We start from the raw sequence: 20,816 nt of genomic DNA on the forward strand, positions 1-20,816 counted from the left end.
GCGTTCAGGCCAGGATATTCTTAACCGGGCCGTACAACCCAATTCTACTGTGATTGGAGAGGAAATGCGCTGAGAGAATGCGCACACAGGATGCGCAGCGGCCTGCCCTATTTCAGCAGATCGTACTTGCCGCCTCTGGCGATGGCGCGCTGATATGCCGGCCGCGCATGGATCCGCTGAAGGAAATCCAGCAGGCGCGGCCGGCTGGCGTCCAGGCCTCCGCGCGACTGCGATGCTTCCAGCGGGAAGCTCATCTGGATATCGGCGGCGCTGAATTCTTCGCCGGCAAACCAGGTTGATTTTCCCAGTTCGCCTTCCAGGAAATCCAGATGCGACTTCAGTTGCGGATCGATGTAGCTGCGCTGCACGCCGTTGGCAATCATGCGCGCCAGCGGCCGCAGCAAGGCTGGCATCGGCGGCTTGCCGAGGCGGCCGAAGATCAGTTTCATCAGCAAGGGCGGCATGGCCGAGCCTTCGGCGTAATGCAGCCAGTAGGTGTAGCGCAGGCGGTCCTTGCTGTCGGCGGCGGGAATCAGGCGTCCGTAACTGTATTTTTGCATCAGGTATTCGATGATCGCGCCCGACTCGGCGATCGTATTGTCGCCATCGGTGATCACCGGCGACTTGCCCAGCGGATGGACGGCCCGCAGTTCGGGCGGCGCCAGCATGGTGTTCGGGTCGCGCTGGTAAGGCTTGATTTCATAGGCCAGCCCCAGCTCTTCGAGCAGCCACAGCACGCGCTGCGAACGGGAGTTGTTGAGATGGTGAACAAGAATCATGGTCGGCAAGTCCGGTCAGGTGAATGGGGCCGCGGCGGCGCATATCGGGAAATAATTGCCGCTAGCGTACCCCATTTGCCGGGAAATATCCCGTCTTCGCGGCTTTTCCCTGCCTGCCCCGCCTGCCGCTATACCCGCGTCGGACTCAGCAAACCCTGGCAGGCCGCGCGCTGGTCATCCGCCGTCGGCAGCTTGGCGCAGACGCCATCGAGCTGGCCGCGCAAGCGCCCCACCGCCGCCTGATGGCTGCCGCCGTTATTCCAGGCCGTGAGCTTTTGCCCGAGACGTTCCAGCACCGAACGATTGCGTTCATAAAACGCATTCTGGGTCCCGCCCAGTTCCTGGAACACGCCGTGCGCCACCTTCTCGATGCGCGCTTCGTCTTGCGGCGCCAGTTCCAGCAGGCCGGACAGATAAGCAACGCCCCATTGCAGGCGTGTGGCCGGGCCCTGGGCCGCCTGATAGGCTTGCTCATACCAATTGATGGCAGCCGCTTTGTCGCCGCGTTTCTTGGCGTTCGAGGCCAGGCTGAGCATGAAATAGTAAGGCGCATGCGAGCGCTTCAGCTCGGCCTTCAGCAAGCTGTCCGAATCGTCCAGCAGGCCGGCATCGCTCAAGGCATGCGCCGCGGTATTGATCACGGATTGACGCTCGAAGGCGTCGGTAGTGGCGCGGTCGGCTTGCGCTACTTTTTGCTTCACCTGTTTCAGCAGCGCCGGCGGCAAGGCGCCGTCAGGATTGTCTATGCGCGCCAGCGATACCTGCGCAGCCAGCGCCGACAGCCGGTCGGTTTTCGACAAGCTTGCATCTGCCGACAGGCGCTGCATGGCCAGGTTGGCTGCCGCCAGCAGCTTGCTGCGCGCCGCCGATTTCGGGTCGCTCGCCAGTTGCACCAGCTCGGCCGGATAGTTGGTCAGGATATCCATGTTCTCGCGGGAGCTGCGCGCATCCGCCAGCGTCTTGTTCAACTGCGCCGCCGCTGCCGTCTTGTCGACCGCCCCCGCCGCGTCCGGTTTTGCCTCTGCCACCAGCGCGCTCAGCGCCAGGCGGTTGGCGATATCGCCGGCCGGGCTGGCCGCCGCCAGCCGCTTCAGGGTCGCCGGCAAGTCTTTGCCATTGACCAGCTGCTGTTCATCGGTGTCCCACGAGTAGTAAGCCAGCAGACGCCATTCATCGGCGCTCAGCTTGCCGCCGGCCAGCGCCGCCTGCAAGGTTTGCCGCACCGGACGGTTGGCGCTGATGCCTAGCGTCAGCGTCTGCAGATAACGGTCCGCATCGACCTCGCCCGGCAGGCGCGTGATTTCGCTGCCGTCCGGCTTGAACAGGATCATGGTCGGATAACCGCGCACCTTGAAACGCTCGCCCAGCTTTTGCGCGCCGGCGCTGTCGCCGTCGATATGCACCGGCACGAAGAAGCGCGAGCGTTCGATAAAGCCCTGGCGGTTAAATATGGTTGCCTTGACCTGGTTGCAGGGCGGACACCAGGTCGCACCCCAGTACAGGAACAAAGGCTTGTTATTGGCCTTGGCGAAGGCGAAAGCGGCGTCGACATCGCCTTCATACCAGTTGATGCCTTCGGCCGCAGCAGCAGCAGCAGCAGCAGTAGCAGAGGCCGCAGGCTTTTGGCCGGCGGCGGGCAGCGCGGACGCCGGCCCGGCTGCGCATATCAGGGTAGCGACAATGGCAGCGGTAGCAGATTGGATGTTCATCGTGTATTTGTATAAATTATTGACACCGAAATTAAGCCGGCCGCGTCTGGCCCTAAGAACCAAAGTGATAATTAAATTCCAGCCATCCCATGCGGCCGTAGGGATTGTAGTTACCGGTAGGATAATACGGCCAGCCGCCGGTATTGTCTTGCTTCACCGAGTTGAACACATTGTTGACGATCAGCGCAATCGAAGCCTGCCGGCTGATCTGGTAGCTGGCGCTCAGGTTGACCAGCGCGAACGGCGAGATGCGGCGGGTCTGGTCGGCGCTCGGCAAGCTGCCGTAGCGCGTCACTTGCACCGTGCTGGTCCACGGACCGCGCAGCCAGGCGACGCTGGCGTTGACCTTGGAACCCCAGTCCGGATTGGTCAGCGAGTTCAGCAGATCCTGGTCGGGATCGCTGGCAAACTGGCGGTAGTGATGGCTCAGCACCTTGGTGTAGTTCGCCTTCAGCAGGAAATCGCCGGCGCCGCCGCCCTTGATGCGCCACTTGCCGCTGAAATCGAGGCCGCTGGTGCGTTCCTGCGCCGCGTTGATCGGATTGACCAGGATGTTCTGGATCGCATTCGGCTGGTAGATCGCCGTGGGCGGATTGCGCACCACCCGCGCCAGCGCATCGACGCAGGTGGGCGAAGTGATGTCCAGCTGGCCGGCGCGGCAATTGGCTTCATTGCGCAGGATGATGTCGGAATCGAGATTGGTCACCAGGTTATCGATCTGGATGCGCCAGAAATCGGCCGAGACATCGAAGTCGGAGCTTGGCGACCACACCACGCCGTAGCTCCATGACTTGCCGTTTTCCGGCTTCAGGTCCTTGCTGCCGGTCTGGATGTAGTTGGCGCCGGGCGAGTAATTATTGTAGTCGCAACCTGCCAGCGGCTGTCCCGCCAGTGCGCAGCGGTAGTAATCGGTGGTGGACGAGTAGTAGCCGCGCGTGGTCGACGAATAGATGTAGTTCATATCCGGCGCGCGAAAGCTGGTAGCGTAGTTGCCGCGGAATAGCAGGGTTTTGGCGGGACGGAACTCCAGCCCGGTGTTATAGGTGAACTTGCCGTCGCTGCGCCCGGCGAAGTCGTACTCGTCGTAGCGTCCGGCGACGGTAGCCACCAGTTGCTTGAGCAGCGGGATATTCAGCTCCGTACCCAGCGCATAGCGCTTGCGCGAACCGCTGGCGCCGGCGGCGTTCGACTGGTTGTAGAAGACGCCCTGGTTGATTTGCGGATCCGGCGTATTGCTGAAGCCCTGGCTGCCGAATTCGGTGACGGCGGCCAGGCGCACCGGTCCGGCCGGCAGATTGAACAGCTCGCCGTTGGCGCTCAGGCTCAAGGTCTGGGTCCAGGATTTATTGCGGCTGATGGATTCGCCGGCAATCGAGTTGAACTCGTCAGGCGTCAGCGGCTGGCTAAGCCGCTTGGGATCGGGCGCGTAGATGGCCACGCCGTCGCTGTCGTAGCCCAGGCGCGGACCGAGGAAAAAGCTATCCACTTTGCTCAGCAGCACCGGCGCGGTCTGGCGGCTGGTGTAGGCGGAAATATTGTAGGCCGCCTCGTAGTTCCAGCTGCTGGTGGCAGGAATATCGCCGCGCACCCCGACAGTCCAGTTGCCGGCGACGTCGTTCCACTTGCGGTTGTAGCGCGTCGCGCCGCCGATCTCTTCCGGCGAAATGCGGCGCGACCAGCTCTCGTTGGCGCCGCTGTTCTGGTTGTAGAAATAGCCGTTGCCGCCGCCTTCCGAAGTCCAGTTCGGGCCGCGCGTATTGTTCTGGGTAGCGTTAAATCCCAGCATCAGGTCGCTAAACACCTCGGTCTTGGGCGTCAGCTGATAAGTCAGGCTGCCGAACAGGTTCTCGCTTTCATTCTGCGTCATGGTGGTCCAGAACGCCGGCTGCGCCTTGCCGCTGCCGCAATACGGGCCTTTTTTCGACTGCACCGGCACCACGCTGTCGTAGAAGAGATTGCCTATCTGGGCGCAGTTATTGGCGCCCGGATCGACATACTTCCCGCTATCGACATTCTGGCGCGACAATATGCGTGTCGGCGCCGTGCCGTCGGAAGAGGCCGACGACATGAAATCGCGCTGCCGGCTCCAGATCGGCTGGGTGCGGCTTAGTTCCACGCCGAAGACGCCGCTCAGGTTGCCGCTGCTGCCGCCGCCGGTGAATTGGATGCGCTGGCTGGAGCCGCCGCCGTGCTGGGCGCCGCCAGCCTTGACGTTGAGGTCGAAGCCCTCGGCGCGCTTTTTGAGGATGACGTTGACCACGCCGGCAATCGCATCGGAACCATATACCGCGGAAGCGCCGCCGTTCAGTATCTCGATGCGGTCGACCAGGGCCGAAGGGATATTCGCCAGGTTGACGAAGTTGACCGCGCCTTCGTACGCCACCGGGTAATCGGCGACGCGCCGGCCGTTGACCAGGATCAGGGTGTGGTTCGGACCGAGGCCGCGCAGGCTGATGGTGTTCGCCGCCGGCGTAAAGGTATTGCCGAAATCGGCGCCCTGCGTCATGCCGGTATTTTGCGTCTGCGCGCTGAGAGCATCGAACACATTGCGATAACCCTGCTTCTCGATATCTTCACCGGTGATCACGGTGACGCTGGTCGGCCCCTCTTTGCTGGCGCGCGGAATGCGCGAACCGGTGACCAATACTTGCTTGCCGTCGCTGCCTGCAGCATCGTCCGCCGCCGGGCCGGGTTGTGTGGTTTGTGCTTGTGCTGACTGATAGGCGTACGGAACGCCATAAGCGATCAATAGCGACAGTGCGGAGCGCACCGGCCAGGTGTTGAATCTGTGCATGCGTATCTATTCCTTCCCCATGTTTTCTTTTGTAAAGAACTGTTGCGTTCTTTAATGGGAAAAGAGAATATAGTATCCACAGAGAAATAAAAACTGATGTATTTACATATCCTTATGCATTACGCAAACAGCGGCGGCGGCAGCCAGGCCGCTAGGCCGAAGGCATTTTCCGGCACAGGAAAAACGCTCATTTCAGGATTTTCCGCGCCGCCGAAATAATCTGCCGCGACAGGTTTTCCATGCGCGGCGACTGCACTTTCCAGGTATGCCAGTACAGCGCCAGTTCCAGCGGCCGGGTCGGCGCCAGATGGACCATGTCATCCTTCTTGCCGGCAGCCTTGAGCAGCAGTTCCGGCACCATGCCGTAGCCCAGGCCGTAGCGGATGGCGTTGAAATGCGAGGCGGCGCCCGGCACATAATGGCAAGGATAGGCGCCCGCCGGCAGCCCCAGTTTGCTGAGCAGGAAGGAAGACTGCAAAGTATCCTTGTGGGTATAGGCCACCACCGGCGCCGTGCGCGCAGCCTTGCGCGTCAGGCCGTCCGGGAACCAGTGGTCGCGAAAGCCAGCCGACGCCACCAGCCAGTAGCGCATCACGCCCAATAGCTCGGCCGAGCAGCCGCGCATCGGTTTCGGTTCGGTGCTGATGCAGCCGATCGCCAGCCCGGTCTCCAGCAGCGAATAGGTATGGTCCTGGTCTTCCACGGTCAGGTCCAGCAGCACGCGCTCGCGTATCAGCACCTCCGACAATGCCGGAAAAAACCAGGTGCCGATGGAATCGGCGTTGAGCGCCAGCACCAGGGTCAGCGGCGCATCCTGCTGCACCGCCAGTTCCGCCGCCAGGTCGGTTTCCAGCAGTTCCGCCCGCTTCAGGTACTGCATCAGGCGCTGCCCCATACGGGTAGCGCGCGCCGGCCGGCTGCGTACGATCAGGGCATTGCCAAGCTGGCTTTCGAGCGCACGCACGCGCTGGGATATGGCTGGCGATGTCAGGTGCAGGCGCAAGGCAGCCTGCTCGAAACTGCCGCTCTCGATCACCGCGCGAAACGCCTCGGTGTGTTTGGGATTGAGGTTCATGCGCGCCATCCTTGCATAAGAAATATTTATGACTACTTAATAATACTTAATTCTGCTAAGTATATCGCCTGCTGCCTTCACAATGACCGCTCTCAAAGTCATTCATCCGCGTTCGCTTTCGATTCGTGCGCCATTTCAACAGGAGCGACCATGCGGCCAGCAGCCGAGCAAGCAACATCGCGACTTCCCCGTCGTCTCAAATTCATCCTCGGTTTCAGCATCGGCCTGATGCTGGCAGCCGGCCTCGCCGGCGGCTACTGGCTGCGCCAGGCCTGGCAGCAGCTGCCTTCGGTTGACCACCTGGCTCGATACAATCCGGCGCTGCCGTTGCGGATCTATTCCAGCGAAGGCATCCTGCTGGCGGAATACGGCGAGGAGCGCCGCGAATTCCTCCCCATTGAAAAAATTCCGCTGGTGATGCGCCAGGCCCTGCTGGCCATCGAGGATGCGCGCTTCTATGAGCACGGCGCAGTCGATTTCACCGGCCTGCTGCGCGCAACGCTGGCCAACCTGAGCAGCGGCCAGCACGGACAGGGCGCCAGCACCATTACCATGCAGGTGGCCCGCGGCTTCTTCCTGACGCGCGAAAAAACGCTGCAGCGCAAGCTGATGGAAATCCTGCTGTCCTATAAGCTGGAACAGCAGTACAGCAAGGACAAGCTGCTGGAGCTGTACATGAACCAGATCTATCTCGGCGAGCGTTCGTACGGCTTCGCGGCGGCGTCCAACATCTATTTCGACAAGCCGCTGGATCAGATCAGCGCGGCCGAAGCGGCGATGCTGGCGGGCTTGCCGAAAGCGCCGTCGGCCTATAACCCGGTCGCCAATCCGCAGCGCGCGGAGACGCGCCAGCACTATATCCTGCAGCGCATGCTGGAACTCGGCTATCTCAAGCCGGATGCATTCCAGCAGGCTATGGAAGAAAAGCTTGCGCTCAACCCCAGCCGCAATCCGTCGGTGCGGGAAGCCGCCTACGCAGTGGAGGAAGCAAGGCAGATGGTGATCCAGCTGTATCAGGAGCGCGCCTACACCATGGGGCTGGATGTCACCACCACCATCCAGATGGAGCCGCAGCTGGCAGCCGACAAGCAGCTGCGCTCGGGCCTGCTGGATGCGCAGGGACGCAGAGGCTATCGCGGTCCGGAGGCGCAGCTGGCCGCAATCGCCAGCGCTGACGTGGTTCGCACAATACACAAACTGCTGCTGCCCTATCCGGACAGCAGCGAAATCCTCGCGGCGCTGGTCACCGCAGTCTCGCCGAAGCTGATCAAGGTCGTCTTGCGCAATGGCGAAGCGCTGCAGATCAGCGCCATCGATCCGCGCATCGCCGGCGGCTGGGCCAAATTGCCGGCCAGCGACAAGCGCAGCATCGTCCCGGGCTCGGTCATCCGCACCTATCGCGACAGCTCCGATCGCTGGCTGCTGAGCCAGACGCCGGAAATGGAAGGAGCGCTGATTTCGGTCGACGCCAGGAACGGCGATATCCTGGCGCTGGCCGGCGGCTTCGACTTTTTCCGCAATCCTTTCGATCACGCCTTGCAAGCGTTCCGCCAGCCCGGCTCCAGCTTCAAGCCTTTTGTCTATTCCGCCGCCCTGGAAAAGGGATATTTCCCGGGCACCATGGTCGACGATACGCAGCGCGTCCTGCTGCCGCAGGAAACCGGCGCCCGCGCCTGGCGGCCGCGCAATTTCGGCAACAACTACGAAGGCTTCATCACCGTCAGGCGCGGCCTGATGCGTTCCAAGAACCTGGTGGCCGTAAGCCTGATGCAAGCCTCGGGCGCCGGCTACGTGCAAGAGTTTGCGACGCAGTTCGGCTTCCTGGCCGAACGCAATCCGGTCTCGCTGCCGCTGGCGCTCGGCGCCGGCGCCGTGACGCCGCTGCAGCTGGCGCAATCCTATGCGGTGTTCGCCAACGGCGGCTATTCGCAGGCGCCGCGGCTGATCAAGGAAATCCGCGACCGCTCCGGCCAGATTCTGTTTGCCGACAGCGCCCGCAAGAATCCGGGCAAAAAAGTCGTCTCCGCGCGCAATGCCTACATCATGGACAGCATGCTGCAGGACGTCGTGAAAGCCGGCACCGGCCGCGGCGCCAAGGTGCTGGCGCGCGGCGATGCCGCCGGCAAGACCGGCACTTCGAACAACGCCTATGACGCCTGGTTCGCCGGTTATTCGTCGGGCGTGGTGTCGGTGGTGTGGCTGGGCTATGATCAGCCTAAATCGCTGGGCAACACCACCGGCGGCGTAGCGGCGCTGCCGATCTGGAGCCGCTACATGCAAGTCGCGGTGAAGGACCGCAGCGAACAGGTACGGGACGAGCCGGCAGGGCTCAGCGTCTACGACGGCGACTATGTCTATTCGGAGTACCTGAAGGGCAGCTGCCTGGCGGACAGCAATCCCTTCATCCACAGCAAGTTCAAGTGCCAGGCTGACGGCAGCGCCGGCCCGGCGCTTGAAAAAGAAGCCTTGAACGCGGCACAGGAACGCGAGCAGATCCTGAAACTGTTTTCTTCCGGAGACTAAGCCATGCTTCTGCATACCATCTATCTGATTGCGATCGTGGCCGAAGCCATGTCCGGCGCCATCATGGGCATGCGGCGCGACATGGACCTGTTCGGCATCTGCGTGGTCGGCACCATCACCGCGCTTGGCGGCGGCACCATCCGCGACGTCTTGCTGGGCAACTATCCGCTGGGCTGGATCGCCCATCCGCAATACCTGCTGTTCACCGTCGGCGCCGCCCTCGTCACCGCCCTGGTGGCGCGCTTCCTGCACCATCTGCGCAACGTGTTCCTGGTGGTCGACGGCCTCGGCCTGGTGGCGTTCAGCGTGATCGGCTGCGACATCGCCCGCGCCAACGGCATGGCGCCAGGCATCGTGATCCTGGCCGGCATGATTACCGGCGTCTTCGGCGGCCTGCTGCGCGATGTCTTGTGCAACCAGATTCCGCTGGTGCTGCAGCGCGAGCTGTACGCCACCATCGCCTTGCTTACCGGCGCCTTGTATGTCGGCCTGCTGTGGCTCGATGTCGATCCGGCGGTTGCGCCGCTGGCCGCCATCGGCAGCGGCTTCCTGTGCCGCCTGCTGGCCATGCGCTTCCACTGGAAGCTGCCGAGTTTCAACGGCAGCGGCATCCGGGGATTCGAGTAGCGCTCCGCTAGTTTCAAGGGATGCGGGACCGCCGCGCGGGCGGCCCCTGTTCCGCGGTTTCCGTCTTAGAACGAATGATGCATGCCGACTGTCGTCACCAGCTGGCTGGCGCTGCCGGAGACACCGGTTGAACCGCCGGCGCCGGTGCCATTCATCACGGCATATCTGGCGTCGCCGCCGGCCCGTTGATAGGCTGCCTGCAGATACAGCTCAGTGCGCTTGGAGAGCGCATGCACATTGCTCAGGCTGAACGTGTTCCAGCGCGCGCCTTCCAGCTTGGACAAGCCGTATCCGAGATTCAAGGTATCGGCCGTCGCATAGTGCCATGCCGCGCCCAGGTCCAGGTTTTTCTGTTTCGGAGAAATTTCTGTCGGCAAGGCGATCTTGGTCTGCGTGTAGATGCCGTTCAGCCGCACGCTGCCCAACGTGTATCCAAGCCCTGCCGCCACCGTGGTCAAGCTGTTGAAGACGGTCGCTGCGCTGCCCAGCTTCAGGCTGCCGAGGAAAGCGCCGGCATAGCCGGCCGGGCGGTCGTTCAGCTTGGAATAAGCCAGGACAGCCCGCAAAGGACCATTCACATAGCTGGCGCCGGCGCTCACGTTGCGGCCCTTGCTGTTATCGCCTGCGACCTCGCCGAAGCCGACCATGCCGCTCATCTGCAGACCGGCGAAGGTCGGCGATGTGTAGCGCACGGCGTTGTCGAACTGGTAGGTGTTGGCCAGGCTGTCCAGATTCCCCGGATGGAACAGATACCAGTTGGTCAGCTGATAGCCGTTGCTGAGCTTGCCGGCGTAATCGAACACGATATCCGGCATATGGCCCATGGTCACGGCGCCGAAATCGCCGGACAGGCCAACCGTGCTCATGCGGTTGAACAGCTTCCCGGCCGATGGCTGGGCCCCGGTGTCGGTATAAAATCCGCTTTCCAGCTGAAAAGTAGCTTTCAGGCCGCCGCCCAGGTCTTCGCTGCCGCGAAAGCCGATGCGGTCGGGCTGCATGGTGCCTTGGTCCAGTCGCACCACAGAACTTCCGCCTAAATTATTGACATAGGCAACGCCGGCGTCCAGGCTGCCGTAAATCGTCACATTGCTTTGCGCAGATGCGCTCGCCGCCAGGCCGCTTGCCGCCAAGGCGATCAATATTTTCTTCATGCTTGTCTCCCCCTTCATCGAATTACCACGGCGTAGCCGTGTCCACCGTCCCCATATGCCCCGCGCTTACGAGATGTGAGCTTGCCGGATCGCCGATATTCGTTTCATATATAAATCAGCGTTCCATAAAAAAGATTGCGCAAAAAAATGCCCGAAGCATACTCGGGCATTCTTTTGCGACTACAGGTCGAGCACCAGGCGCTTTCCTTTGCAGCCGGATACGCACACCATCATCACCTTGTTCGAGGCGCGCTCGCTCTTGCTGAGCACGCCGTCGCGATGCTCGGGCTCGCCTTCCAGCACCCGGGTTTCGCACGAGCCGCAAACGCCTTCGCGGCAGCTGTGCTCAACTTCCAGGCCGGCATCCAGCAAGGCGTCCAGCAGCGATTTCCCGGCCGGCACCGCGACCGTCTTCTTGCTGCGCGCGAGTTCTGCCACGTATTCCCCGCTTTGCACCGCGGCGACATTGTCGGCGGCAGCGAAGCGCTCGATATGCACATTCGGCAAATCCAGCTCGGCGCATATGGATTCGAACGCATTGAGCATCGGCGTCGGTCCGCAGCAATAGAAATGCGCATCCTTCGGCTTGGTTGCCAGATAGGCGCGCAGATCGGACGGTGCGCCTTGTTCGTCGTCGAAATGCGCGTTCACGCCATCCTGCCGCAGCAGCGCCGTGCTGAACGCCGCTTCGCCGCGCGATCTCGCGCAGTACAGCAGTTCGCACGACTTGCCCTCGCTGCGCAGCTGGTTCAGCATGCAAGAGATCGGCGTGATGCCTATGCCGCCGGCAATCAGCACCGAGTGCGCGGCGGACGCGTCCAGAGGAAAATTATTGCGCGGCGCTGAAATCTTCATGTCGGCGCCGACCCGCAGCTGTTCATGCACGTAGCGCGAACCGCCGCGGCTGTTGCGATCGTTGAGCACGCCGACCACATAGCGATGGCGCTCGGCCGCCGCGTTCAGCAGGGAATAGCTGCGCACAATGCCGTTAGCCAGATGCAGGTCGATGTGCGCGCCGGCTTCGAAAGGCGGCAGCGCATTGCCGTCGGCCGCCACCAGCTCCATGCTGAGGATGCCTTTGGCCTCGTAGCGCATCTGCTGCACGCGCACTGTAATCAGTGAGTTGCTCATGCTGTCTGGCTCTCAGCTTTGGCCAGCTGCTCCTTGGCCAGGTTGCGCATATGGCGGCGCAGGCGGACGATGCCCATATCGTGCTGGTACAGCATTTCGTGCTGGTTGGCGTCCGGCTCCATCACTTCCAGCACGACGCGATCCTGCTCCAGCACCGCCCAATGGCGCGCCTCCAGGCGGTTGCGATAGAGGAAACGCCAGGTATCGCGCTGCCATCCGCTCACCTTGCGGCAGCGCCAGTGGAACACCGCGGCGACGTTATCGCTGATTGGGGCATAGCTGCCGATGATGTAGAAGCTGCCGCCGGGTCCGCCGGTTTTCGGATAGGGAATCGCCAGGCGCATCCAGTGAAGATCTGTATCGGCCCATTCCGTCCAGTCGAAATTGACGCCGGTCTGGCCTTCTTTTTCAAATACAAAGCCGATGTCGGTTTCGCGCACGCGGAAGGTTGCCGTGCTGTCGCCCTCTGCCATCGAGTGCGACTGCTTGTGCAAGAAAGTGCCGTGCATCGGATCCATCACGTTGTCGAGCACGTAGCGGTAGCCGCCCTTCCATTCGGTGTAGCACAGGAAGTGGGAATATTCATCACTGGTCAGTTCTTCCGGGAGCTGCAACGGCGGCGGCTGCTCGACATCGGCGCTGGAGTTGTACAGGAAGATCGCACCGCAGGCTTCCTGCACGTGGAAGGAACGGGTCGCTTTCGCGCCTTCGAGCTTGCAGCCAGGACTGCCAGGCACGCTGGTGACAACCCCGTCGAAACGCACTTGCACGCCGTGATAACCGCAAGCGATACGGTCGCCCAGGGCGATCCCCATCGACAATGGCGCGCCGCGATGCGGGCAATGGTCTTCCAGCGCATGCAATTTACCGGACGCTTCGCGCCAGATGACGAATTTCCGCCCCAGGCGGCGCAGCGACACGGGACGCTCGGCGACGAAATCGGAAGGGCAAATCGGATACCACAAATCTTTCAATCCGGCGCTCAGCACCGCTTCAACCGGATCATTGGCTGTCGTTCTCATCACTATTCTCCTGAATGACTCGGTCGGCTTACGCCGCCAGTCTGGCGATTTCTTCTTGATACAAAGTCTCGGTCCAGATGCCGCCGTTGAGCGGGCAACCCGGTCCGGTGCGGTTCAGATGGGCTACCAGCCCCGGCAAGTCGTGGATGCCGGCTGCAAATGCGCGTTCGATGGAATCGCCCAGCAAGTCTTCAAACTGGGTCGGCTGGCGCCGCCGCGCCTGGTGCGGATTGAGATAGACATCCTGTTTTGCATCGTTCATTACTGACCTCCATTTTTTACGCGTTCGCGGATACGCTCACGCACAGGTACAAAATCGCAAGCGGGATAACATTCGGTACGATAGGCGTCCCAAACGCTGCGCTCGAATTCGACATTCGCCAGCAGCATGGTTTCTGGCCGCCCGCTCTCGGTTTTCAATGCTGACATGTGATTGCCTCGCCTCAGGACTTGCCGCGGTCGGTCAGGAATTTGCCGCTTGGTCCTTCGGCATTTTTCTGGCGGCGGGTATTGCCGTCGATGCCGCCGTCGATCGCCCATTCGGCGAACACGGTAGGACCGGGCTCAAAGTCGCGAGCCTGCCAATCCTGGTTGAGCTGGTCTTCGTCGGCGTAGTATTCGATCAGGCCGCCGGCGGGATTGCGGAAATACCAGAAGTAGGCCGATGAGATCGGATGTCGGCCTGGCCCCAGCTGCGTATCCCAGCCCTGGCGCGACATATGCATGCCGCCGCCGAACACTTCGTGGATGTCGCGCACGGTAAACGCGACATGGTTCAGGCCGGCGCGCGCCTCGGGCGGCTGCAGCAGGAAAATATCGTGATGGCCGCCCTCGGCGGCGCAGCGCAGGAAGGCGCCGCGCCCGGGGTAATGATCGGATGGCACGAAGCCGAAATTGTCACAGTAAAAATTTTCGCAAGCCTGCACGTCCTTGACGAAAAACACCACATGACCGACTTCGATAGGCGCGGCGCGTTCGTAGGCCGGGCTGCGCTGGTTGATGCGATGCTTGTGGGACCAGGTATTCATTTCAGCGCACTCGACTTCTATCTCGCGCTTGCGCGTGACCTGGAAGCGTACCGCCAGGCCGTTCGGATCGGTACAGCCGATGCGCTGGCCCTGGTTCACATAGCCGGGCAAGCCGGCAATGCGGCCGGCGAAACGCTCCAGCACTTCAACCGACGATACGCCCCAGACCACTTCGCGCAAGGTCGGGCCGGCTTCTATCGCCGGCGGCAACCCGGGATCGCCGCTATGCTTGACGATCACCCGGCAACCGTTCTGCGTTTCAAACACCAGCGCGCTCTCGCTCTCCAGGACCTGCACCATGCCCCAGTCGGAAAAAAATTTCTTGCACAACGGCAGGTCGTCCGCGCCGTAGGTGATTTCATCTATGCCTAATACATCCATTACCGTGTCTCCTCGCTTTACCTCTTTATTACTGCCGTTCAGCTCGCCCAAGGCAAAGGCTGCTCATTCAGGCCCCAATACATGCTCTTCTGCTCCATGTATTGCAAAATGCCGAGCCGGCCTTTTTCGCGACCCAGGCCGCTGTCGCGCCAGCCGCCGAACGGCGTTGAAATCGACAACTGCTTGTAGGTATTGATCCAGACGTTGCCGGCCTGTACCGCGCGACCGAAGCGCCAGGCTTTCTTGTAGTCGCGAGTCCAGATGCCGGCCGCCAGCGCATACACGCTGTCGTTGGCTTGCTCGATCAAATCCTGTTCGTCATCGAAAGGCATGGCCACCAGCACCGGTCCGAAAATCTCTTCCTGGCAGATGCGCTGCCGATTGCTCAGGCCCTCGATGAGGGTCGGCGAATAATAATTTCCGCGTTCGTACAGCGCCCCTTGCGGCCGGCTGCCGCCGGTGCGGATGCGGCCGCCGTCGGCCACGCCCATCGCCACATACGATTCGATCGAATCGCGATGGCGCGGCGTGATCAGAGGCCCCAGCTGGGTACGTTCGTCGGCCGGATCGCCGACGCGCAGGGCTGCCGCGCCGGCTGCCAGGCGTTCGATGAAAACGTCGTATATGCCGCGGGCGACGAACAGGCGCGAGCCCGCAATGCAAGACTCGCCGGAGGAGCTGAATATCCCGTACAGCACGCCGGCCACCGCATGGGCAAGATCGGCGTCCTCGAACACCATGGTCGGCGACTTGCCTCCCAGTTCCAGCGAAACCGGCATCATCTTGTCGGCGGCGATATGGGCGATGTGCTTGCCGGTGGCGGTGCCGCCGGTGAAGGAGACGCGCCGCACCAGCGGATGCAGGGTGATGGCGTCGCCGATCACCGAGCCCTTGCCCGGCAAGACGCTGATCAATCCCTTCGGCACGCCGGCTTCGTCGCAGATGCGCGCCAGCTCCAGCGCCATCAGCGGCGTCACTTCCGCCGGCTTGACCACCACGGCGTTGCCGGCGGCGAGCGCCGGCGCCATCTTTTGCGCTTCGCTGGCGATCGGCGAGTTCCATGGCGTGATGGCGGCGACCACGCCCATCGGCTCGTACACGCTCATGGTCAGGTTATCGCCGCGCATCGGCGTGATGGTGTCCTCCATGGTTTCGCAGGCTGCGGCAAAAAACTGGAAGGTGCCGGCGGCGCTGGCTACCAGCGCCCGCGTTTCGCTGATCGGCTTGCCGTTGTCCAGGCGCTGGCGCTGCGCCAGGTATTCCGCCTGCTCGCGTATCAGCTGCGCTACGCGATGCAGCACCGCGGCGCGCTCATGCGGCTTGCGCTGGGCCCAGCCGCTGGTGCGGAAAGCATGGTCGGCGCCGCTGATGGCTTCTTCGACGTCGGTCAGGCTGGCGGCACGCAGCCAGGCCACTGCTTCGCCCGTGGCCGGATACAGGCTGGCGTAGCGATCGCCCTGCCCCTGCCGCCAGTTGCCGGCGATGCAGATCGGCAGTGTGTCTGTAGAATTCATGTCACTCCTCAGATTGATAAGGCGTGGGCGCGATTGCCGAGCGCGCGCACCACGCTGAACACCGTCAGGGCCGATGTTTTCGGATTGGCGGCCAGCGGCTTGCCGCGCATGGTCAGCTCGAAGCCGCCGAAGGCGCCCTTGGCTTCCACGTGATGGACGTTTTCCGTGACGCCGGGGTCGGCCAGCAGCCGCACCTGGGTGTGGTCCAGGCCCAGGCCGGCCAGCGACAGGGTAGCGGCGACGTTGGCGTTTTTGGGATACAGGCGCGCAGCTTCGCGCGCCGTGCCTTCAAAGATGACAGTTGCGGTTTGCAGCTTGTCGAGGTCGAACAGACCGTCGGCCGGCGTATCTTTCCAGGCGCCGGGCGGCTTGCGGCCGGTGTAGACCACGGAATCGAGGCCGCCGACCCGCGCCGCCGACAAGGCGTCGATGGCGCCGATCGCGCCGGACAGCAGTTGCACCTGGGTCTTGCCCTCGCGCGCCGCCGCTTCCAGCCGTTCCACCAGGCCCAGTTCGGACAGCGCGCCGATCGACACCACCATGCAGGGAATGCCGCGTTTCAATGCCGGAATGATGTGCTCTTCGATCGCCTTGTGGCCGGCGCATTCGATCAGCAAGTCGGGCCGCTGGCCCTGCTCTTCCAGGCGATTGGCGACCCGCGCGTGCGGCGCCAGCGAAAACACCAGCGGCCGCGCCGTCTCCATGTGCGCCTCGGGCACGATGACGGCATCGAAGGCGACTTCCGGATCGCTCTTCAGCAATTCCATCACGCCCAGGCCGATGGCGCCGCAACCTATCATCGAAACATGCAGCATGTGCTTCTCCTCAGGCTAGCGTTGCAACGGATTGTTCCGCCGCTTTTTCTTCCGGCTTTTCATCATTCACCGGCGGCCCGGCGAATGCCGTCTTGAATTTGCCGATCGACAGCATGTCGATTTCCAGCAGGAACGGTCCTGTTTCAGAGAGCGCCGCGCGCAAGCCGCTTTCAAGGTCGCTCAGCTTGCTGATGCGGACATGGCGCAGCTGCAGCGATTGCGACAGCAGCGCGTAGTCCGGCGTATGCAGCTCGACGTAATGGCGGCGGCCGCCGTATTGCGCATCCTGGATATTCTTGATGACGCCGTAGCTCTGGTCGTTCATCAGCACGATCACCATGTCGGCGCGCTCCTGCACCGCGGTCGCCAGTTCGCCCAGGTTAAGGATGAAGCCGCCGTCTCCCGCCAGGCAGAAAGTCTTCTTGCCGGATGCCGTCACCGCCGCGCCGACCGCGGCGCCTATGCCCATCGCCAGACCCTGGCCGATGCCCCCGCCCAGCGCATGCACGCCTGCCAGCGGATCGAAAATGCGCAGGTAGCGGTTGCCCCAGGTGCTGTTGGAAACGGTGACGTCGCGCACCCAGTTGAAATTGCGCCCGGCCGCTGCTTGCAGCTGCTCGACCAGGGCGCTGTATGGGCCGAGCCCGTCCACCAGGCTGTGCACTGCGCTTTCGCGCGCCTTCTGCAGATCGCCGATCAGACCAGGATCGATCTGCATCGCCTGCAGGCGGTCGGCCAGGCCGTCCAGCGCCAGCGCGGCGTCGCCGCAGACAAAGTAGTCGCTGTTATAGCAGCGCCCTTCCGCAGCCGGATCGGCATCGATGCGATAGCGTGCCTGCGGCAGTTTCAGTTCGTATTTCAGGGTCTCGTTGCCGCGCAGGCGCGAACCGACCACCAGCACCGCGTCGCAAGTCTGGTAGAAATTCTCCACCGGCTTGTGCAGGTTGAAGGCGCCCAGCGAACGCGGATCGTCTTCCGGCACGATGCCGCGGCCCTGGGTCGTGCTGACGATGCCGAAACCGAGATCGAGCAAGCGCTTCACCTGCTTGCTGGCGTGGCGCGCGCCGCCGCCCAGCCACAGCATCGGCCGCGTGGCCTTGAGCAGGCGCGCCGCCAGTTCGTCCAGCGCATGCGCCGATGGCGCGTTGCCCGGTATCGGCAGGGGCCGCAGATCGGACGGCATGGCGATCATGGCGGCCTGGATATCGATGGGAATTTCGACGCTGACCGGCCCCATGGGCGGCGTCAGCGCAGTTTGCACCGCCAGCTTGACAGTGCTGATGGCGGTATCGACGCTGCGCACGCGGAATGCCGCCTTGGAGATCGCCTTGAGCATGCTGAGCTGATCCGGCGCTTCATGGATGTAGGACAGGCTCTGGTCCAGGTAAGGCGTCTCGATCTGGCCGGTCAGGTGCAGCAGAGGAGTACCCGCGGTGAGCGCCTCGACCATGGCGCCGGCGGCGTTGCCGGCAGCGGTGCCGGTGCTGGTCAGGCAGACGCCCAGGCCGCCGGTGGTGCGGGCATAGGCATCGGCCATGTTGGCGCCGCCTGCTTCGCCGCGCGCCATGACGAAGCGGATCTTGCCGCGTTCGCCGAAGGCATCCAGGATAGGCATGTTGTGAATCGAGATCACGCCGAAGGCCGCCTTGACGCTGCACTGTTCAAGGAAAGCTGCGATGGCGCAGCCGACCGTCACTTGTTCTAGGGGTTGAGTCTTTTTAGGCATGGCGGGAAAGTCCTCCTGAAACGTCGATATGACTGCCAGTTGTGTACGAAGAAAGCGGTGTCGCCAGAAACATGATGGCGCGCGCGGCTTCCTGGGGATGGCCGAGACGACCGAGTTGGATATTTTTTTTCTGCGCCAGCGCCTGGGTCCATTGTTCCCACGACATCTCGCGTTCAAGGCGCGCTTCGTAGCGGCGCCGCCACTGGCCGGATTCCACCAGTCCGATCAGGATGCCGTTGACGCGAATGCCGAGCGGGCTGAATTCTGTCGCCAGCGAACGCACCAGGTTATGCACGCCGGCGCGCGCGGCGGAAGTCGCTACCATGTGCGGTTCGGGCTGAAGCGCCAGCAGCGAGTTGACGCAGACCACGGCGGCAGCGCCGTCGGCGCCTGCGCTGCGCTGCAATTGCGGCTGGAAGGCCCGGGTCGGATAGATCACGGAGAAAAACTTGAGACGCAATTCTTCCATCCAGGCTTCGTCGCCGGTATCGGCAAAGGTCGAGACGCGGCCCTGGCCGGCGTTATTGACCAGCATCGATACCGCGCCGAGATTCTTCTCGACAGCGGCGGCGAAGGCTTGCACTTGCTCTTGCGACAGCACGTCGCATACGCCGCAGTATATTTTTGCCTGCGGGAAGCGCAGGCGCAGCATGGCTTCGACCTGCGTCAGGCGCTCCTGGTTGCGGCCGCAGAATGCCACCGCGGCCCCTGCTTCCAGCAGCAGCTCAACGGTCGCCAGGCCGATCCCTGAGGAGCCGCCGGTAACCGCAGCCACCTTGCCTTCAAGTCTCACCATGCTCATGCTGCTCACTCCCGCCACATGTTGACGACCTTGCTGCCCGATTTCTCAGGAGCGTGATCGAGCAAAGCCGACAGCTCGCCGGCGGCGGCGCGCACGCTGCGCACGATTTCACCGAGCTGGTCCGGCTGGATGTGCGGCAGAGGCAGCGTCGCCCCCATCGCGGCGACCACCTTGCCGGAATGATCGCGCACCGGCGCCGCGATGGTCGAGATGCCGGCTTCGAAGAAACCTTCCTGCAGCACATAGCCACGCGCCTTGTCCTGCTGCACCATGTCGAACAGTTCGACCACGGTTTTCGGGGTGTTGCTGGAGAAGCTTTCCAGATGTTCTTCCGGATACAGCTCGCGCAGTTCCGCCAGCGACAGGTCCTCCAGCAGGACACGGCCCAGCACTGTGGCATGGGCCGGCAGGCGGGTGCCGACATTGACTGTACTGACGAATGCGGTCGGCGTCACCGACTTGGCGACATAGACGATGGAGCGGCCGTCGCGCACCACCAGGTTGCAGGGATGGGAAATCTGGTCGCGCAGGCGATCCAGCAGCGGCCGGCCGATCTCCGTCAGTTCCAGCGAAGCCAGGTATTCAAATCCCAGGCGCAGCACAGCCATGCCGAGGCGATAGTCGCGCCCGCCTTCATTGCGTTCGACGAAGCCCATGCGCTCCAGCGTGGTCAGCAGGCGGAACACCGTCGAGCGCGGCACGCTCAGCCGGCGCGCCAATTCCGGCGCCGACAGGCTCTTGTCCTGGCGGCTGAATTCGCACAGCAGGCGCAACCCCCGCTCCAGGCCTGGAACCTGGTATTTATCTTGCATTTCTTCTTCTGGCAGCTCGATTTTATTCATGATGTTTTCTTAAAAGAGTTGATCAAGATGACAACGTATCACTGCGGCTACCGCTTGCGGCTGCTCGACATAGCAGGCGTGGCCGGCGGCCTCTATCAATTGAAACGGCAACTGGAAAGCCTCTGCCAGCGCCCTGCTGTCTTGCGGCGTGGTGACAATGTCGTCGGCGCCGCAATAGACTGCCATAACCGGCACAGCGGCCGGCCCGGCTGTCATGGAAAGATAACGCTGGATATCGTCGCCGCACAGCATGCGCACCGCTTGGGCATAGCCTGCCGGATTCAGCGTTAGCGCATTCCAGCGCACCCAGGCCCGCGCCAGGTCGCCAGCCTGCGGCGACAGCATGCGCTCCGGGCTTTTCTGCGCCATGCCTTGGATACCCGGATCTTCCAGCGCAGCCAGGCGTTGCTGCGCAACCTGCCGGCCGCGGGCACGCTTGTCATCGCTGCCGTAACCTTGCGCCGGGCTGATCAGCAATAATTGCGAGACGCGCCCCGGCTCCTGCGCCACATAGGCTGACGCCATCATTGCACCCAGCGAATGTCCTGCCAGAATGCAGTCGGCGATGCCCATGGCCTGCAAGAACTGCTGCAGGCGGATCGCATAGTCCGCCGCGCTCGGGCTTGCCATCGGCAAAGGCGAGGAAGCGCCGTAGCCCGGCGCATTCCAGGCAATCACCCGCGCATCGCCCGCCAGTTCCAGCGCGCATTGCAGCCATGACGCGGCGCCCGAACCTATGCCGTGCAGCAGCACCACGGTTTTCGCAGCCGTTTCCGCCCCGCAGCTGCGGTAGGAAATCGCGCTGCCGCCGACATCGACGCTGCGCTCCGCAAAGCGCGCATGCAGCAAATCGATGGCGTCCTGCAGGTGGCTGCAGGTGGACGGGATGGCGGTCAT

Annotated in this window: 18 protein-coding genes; 2 read left to right on the forward strand and 16 right to left on the reverse strand. The window is 62.8% G+C overall.

Translation table 11 applies throughout. From position 1 onward, the window contains the following. Window positions 1-107 precede the first annotated feature (107 nt). From KHU30_RS12010 to KHU30_RS12025, 4 genes are all read right to left on the reverse strand, one after another. Entirely contained in the window at window positions 108-779 is a 672-nt protein-coding gene (locus KHU30_RS12010; RefSeq protein WP_211442891.1) for a glutathione S-transferase, read from the reverse strand. 128 nt (window positions 780-907) lie between these two features. Further along, window positions 908-2,419: a thioredoxin family protein gene (locus KHU30_RS12015; RefSeq protein ID WP_456236967.1), complete on the reverse strand. Its 1,512-nt coding sequence runs from the start codon at window positions 2,417-2,419 to the stop codon at window positions 908-910. A gap of 121 nt (window positions 2,420-2,540) precedes the next feature. Beyond that, window positions 2,541-5,282 carry a TonB-dependent receptor domain-containing protein gene (locus tag KHU30_RS12020; protein WP_211442892.1) on the reverse strand — a complete coding sequence of 914 codons (2,742 nt, stop codon included), beginning with the start codon at window positions 5,280-5,282 and terminating at the stop codon, window positions 2,541-2,543. 187 nt (window positions 5,283-5,469) lie between these two features. Continuing rightward, a complete protein-coding gene (locus KHU30_RS12025) occupies window positions 5,470-6,357 on the reverse strand; it encodes an HTH-type transcriptional regulator ArgP (protein WP_211442893.1) in 888 nt (295 codons plus the stop codon). 150 nt (window positions 6,358-6,507) lie between these two features. Between KHU30_RS12025 and KHU30_RS12030 the strand changes: the two genes are divergently transcribed. Together KHU30_RS12030 and KHU30_RS12035 are read left to right on the forward strand one after the other, a co-directional pair. Further along, window positions 6,508-8,880 (forward strand): penicillin-binding protein 1A, encoded by a 2,373-nt coding sequence (locus KHU30_RS12030; RefSeq protein ID WP_211442894.1) that lies wholly within the window; start codon window positions 6,508-6,510, stop codon window positions 8,878-8,880. A 9-nt stretch (window positions 8,881-8,889) separates the two neighbouring features. Then, the gene (locus KHU30_RS12035; RefSeq protein ID WP_211443231.1) at window positions 8,890-9,507 is read left to right on the forward strand and encodes a trimeric intracellular cation channel family protein; all 618 of its coding nucleotides are present in this window, start codon (window positions 8,890-8,892) and stop codon (window positions 9,505-9,507) included. Between the two features lie 65 nt (window positions 9,508-9,572). Here KHU30_RS12035 and KHU30_RS12040 read toward each other — a convergent pair whose 3' ends face one another. The 12 genes from KHU30_RS12040 to KHU30_RS12095 form a co-directional block, all read right to left on the reverse strand. Then, window positions 9,573-10,658: a porin gene (locus KHU30_RS12040; RefSeq protein WP_211442895.1), complete on the reverse strand. Its 1,086-nt coding sequence runs from the start codon at window positions 10,656-10,658 to the stop codon at window positions 9,573-9,575. A 180-nt stretch (window positions 10,659-10,838) separates the two neighbouring features. Beyond that, on the reverse strand, window positions 10,839-11,789 hold the full coding sequence (locus KHU30_RS12045) for a PDR/VanB family oxidoreductase (protein ID WP_211442896.1): 951 nt from the start codon (window positions 11,787-11,789) through the stop codon (window positions 10,839-10,841). Next, complete coding sequence (locus tag KHU30_RS12050) at window positions 11,786-12,811, reverse strand: aromatic ring-hydroxylating oxygenase subunit alpha (protein ID WP_211442897.1); 1,026 nt, start codon at window positions 12,809-12,811, stop codon at window positions 11,786-11,788. Before KHU30_RS12050 ends, KHU30_RS12045 begins: the two co-directional genes overlap by 4 nt. Window positions 12,812-12,839: 28 nt before the next feature. After that, complete coding sequence (locus KHU30_RS12055; RefSeq protein WP_211442898.1) at window positions 12,840-13,073, reverse strand: recombinase-like helix-turn-helix domain-containing protein; 234 nt, start codon at window positions 13,071-13,073, stop codon at window positions 12,840-12,842. Continuing rightward, window positions 13,073-13,240: a hypothetical protein gene (locus KHU30_RS12060; protein ID WP_211443266.1), complete on the reverse strand. Its 168-nt coding sequence runs from the start codon at window positions 13,238-13,240 to the stop codon at window positions 13,073-13,075. Before KHU30_RS12060 ends, KHU30_RS12055 begins: the two co-directional genes overlap by 1 nt. Before the next feature lie 14 nt (window positions 13,241-13,254). Further along, complete coding sequence (locus KHU30_RS12065) at window positions 13,255-14,220, reverse strand: VOC family protein (RefSeq protein WP_211442899.1); 966 nt, start codon at window positions 14,218-14,220, stop codon at window positions 13,255-13,257. Window positions 14,221-14,258: 38 nt separating this feature from the next. Beyond that, complete coding sequence (locus KHU30_RS12070; protein WP_211442900.1) at window positions 14,259-15,734, reverse strand: aldehyde dehydrogenase; 1,476 nt, start codon at window positions 15,732-15,734, stop codon at window positions 14,259-14,261. 8 nt (window positions 15,735-15,742) lie between these two features. Further along, window positions 15,743-16,549 (reverse strand): aspartate dehydrogenase, encoded by an 807-nt coding sequence (locus KHU30_RS12075; RefSeq protein ID WP_211442901.1) that lies wholly within the window; start codon window positions 16,547-16,549, stop codon window positions 15,743-15,745. Between the two features lie 10 nt (window positions 16,550-16,559). Further along, window positions 16,560-18,275: a thiamine pyrophosphate-binding protein gene (locus tag KHU30_RS12080; protein WP_211442902.1), complete on the reverse strand. Its 1,716-nt coding sequence runs from the start codon at window positions 18,273-18,275 to the stop codon at window positions 16,560-16,562. Next, entirely contained in the window at window positions 18,268-19,077 is an 810-nt protein-coding gene (locus KHU30_RS12085) for an SDR family oxidoreductase (RefSeq protein ID WP_211442903.1), read from the reverse strand. The genes KHU30_RS12080 and KHU30_RS12085 overlap by 8 nt, the downstream gene beginning before the upstream one ends. Window positions 19,078-19,082: 5 nt before the next feature. After that, complete coding sequence (locus KHU30_RS12090) at window positions 19,083-19,919, reverse strand: IclR family transcriptional regulator (protein ID WP_211442904.1); 837 nt, start codon at window positions 19,917-19,919, stop codon at window positions 19,083-19,085. Between the two features lie 9 nt (window positions 19,920-19,928). Then, the gene (locus KHU30_RS12095; RefSeq protein WP_211443232.1) at window positions 19,929-20,816 is read right to left on the reverse strand and encodes an alpha/beta fold hydrolase; all 888 of its coding nucleotides are present in this window, start codon (window positions 20,814-20,816) and stop codon (window positions 19,929-19,931) included.

This window comes from Collimonas humicola (assembly GCF_018304945.1).
Taxonomy (GTDB): domain Bacteria; phylum Pseudomonadota; class Gammaproteobacteria; order Burkholderiales; family Burkholderiaceae_D; genus Collimonas; species Collimonas humicola.

What these genes read in the sequence shown, in the direction of transcription:
- KHU30_RS12040 (WP_211442895.1), bottom strand. Translation starts at nt 10,658, where the DNA reads ATGAAGAAAATATTGATCGCCTTGGCGGCAAGCGGCCTGGCGGCGAGC.
- KHU30_RS12060 (WP_211443266.1), bottom strand. Translation starts at nt 13,240, where the DNA reads ATGTCAGCATTGAAAACCGAGAGCGGGCGGCCAGAAACCATGCTGCTG.
- KHU30_RS12020 (WP_211442892.1), bottom strand. Translation starts at nt 5,282, where the DNA reads ATGCACAGATTCAACACCTGGCCGGTGCGCTCCGCACTGTCGCTATTG.
- KHU30_RS12070 (WP_211442900.1), bottom strand. Translation starts at nt 15,734, where the DNA reads ATGAATTCTACAGACACACTGCCGATCTGCATCGCCGGCAACTGGCGG.
- KHU30_RS12010 (WP_211442891.1), bottom strand. Translation starts at nt 779, where the DNA reads ATGATTCTTGTTCACCATCTCAACAACTCCCGTTCGCAGCGCGTGCTG.
- KHU30_RS12030 (WP_211442894.1), top strand. Translation starts at nt 6,508, where the DNA reads ATGCGGCCAGCAGCCGAGCAAGCAACATCGCGACTTCCCCGTCGTCTC.
- KHU30_RS12075 (WP_211442901.1), bottom strand. Translation starts at nt 16,549, where the DNA reads ATGCTGCATGTTTCGATGATAGGTTGCGGCGCCATCGGCCTGGGCGTG.
- KHU30_RS12090 (WP_211442904.1), bottom strand. Translation starts at nt 19,919, where the DNA reads ATGAATAAAATCGAGCTGCCAGAAGAAGAAATGCAAGATAAATACCAG.
- KHU30_RS12055 (WP_211442898.1), bottom strand. Translation starts at nt 13,073, where the DNA reads ATGAACGATGCAAAACAGGATGTCTATCTCAATCCGCACCAGGCGCGG.
- KHU30_RS12025 (WP_211442893.1), bottom strand. Translation starts at nt 6,357, where the DNA reads ATGAACCTCAATCCCAAACACACCGAGGCGTTTCGCGCGGTGATCGAG.
- KHU30_RS12095 (WP_211443232.1), bottom strand. Translation starts at nt 20,816, where the DNA reads ATGACCGCCATCCCGTCCACCTGCAGCCACCTGCAGGACGCCATCGAT.
- KHU30_RS12050 (WP_211442897.1), bottom strand. Translation starts at nt 12,811, where the DNA reads ATGAGAACGACAGCCAATGATCCGGTTGAAGCGGTGCTGAGCGCCGGA.
- KHU30_RS12085 (WP_211442903.1), bottom strand. Translation starts at nt 19,077, where the DNA reads ATGAGCATGGTGAGACTTGAAGGCAAGGTGGCTGCGGTTACCGGCGGC.
- KHU30_RS12080 (WP_211442902.1), bottom strand. Translation starts at nt 18,275, where the DNA reads ATGCCTAAAAAGACTCAACCCCTAGAACAAGTGACGGTCGGCTGCGCC.
- KHU30_RS12045 (WP_211442896.1), bottom strand. Translation starts at nt 11,789, where the DNA reads ATGAGCAACTCACTGATTACAGTGCGCGTGCAGCAGATGCGCTACGAG.
- KHU30_RS12065 (WP_211442899.1), bottom strand. Translation starts at nt 14,220, where the DNA reads ATGGATGTATTAGGCATAGATGAAATCACCTACGGCGCGGACGACCTG.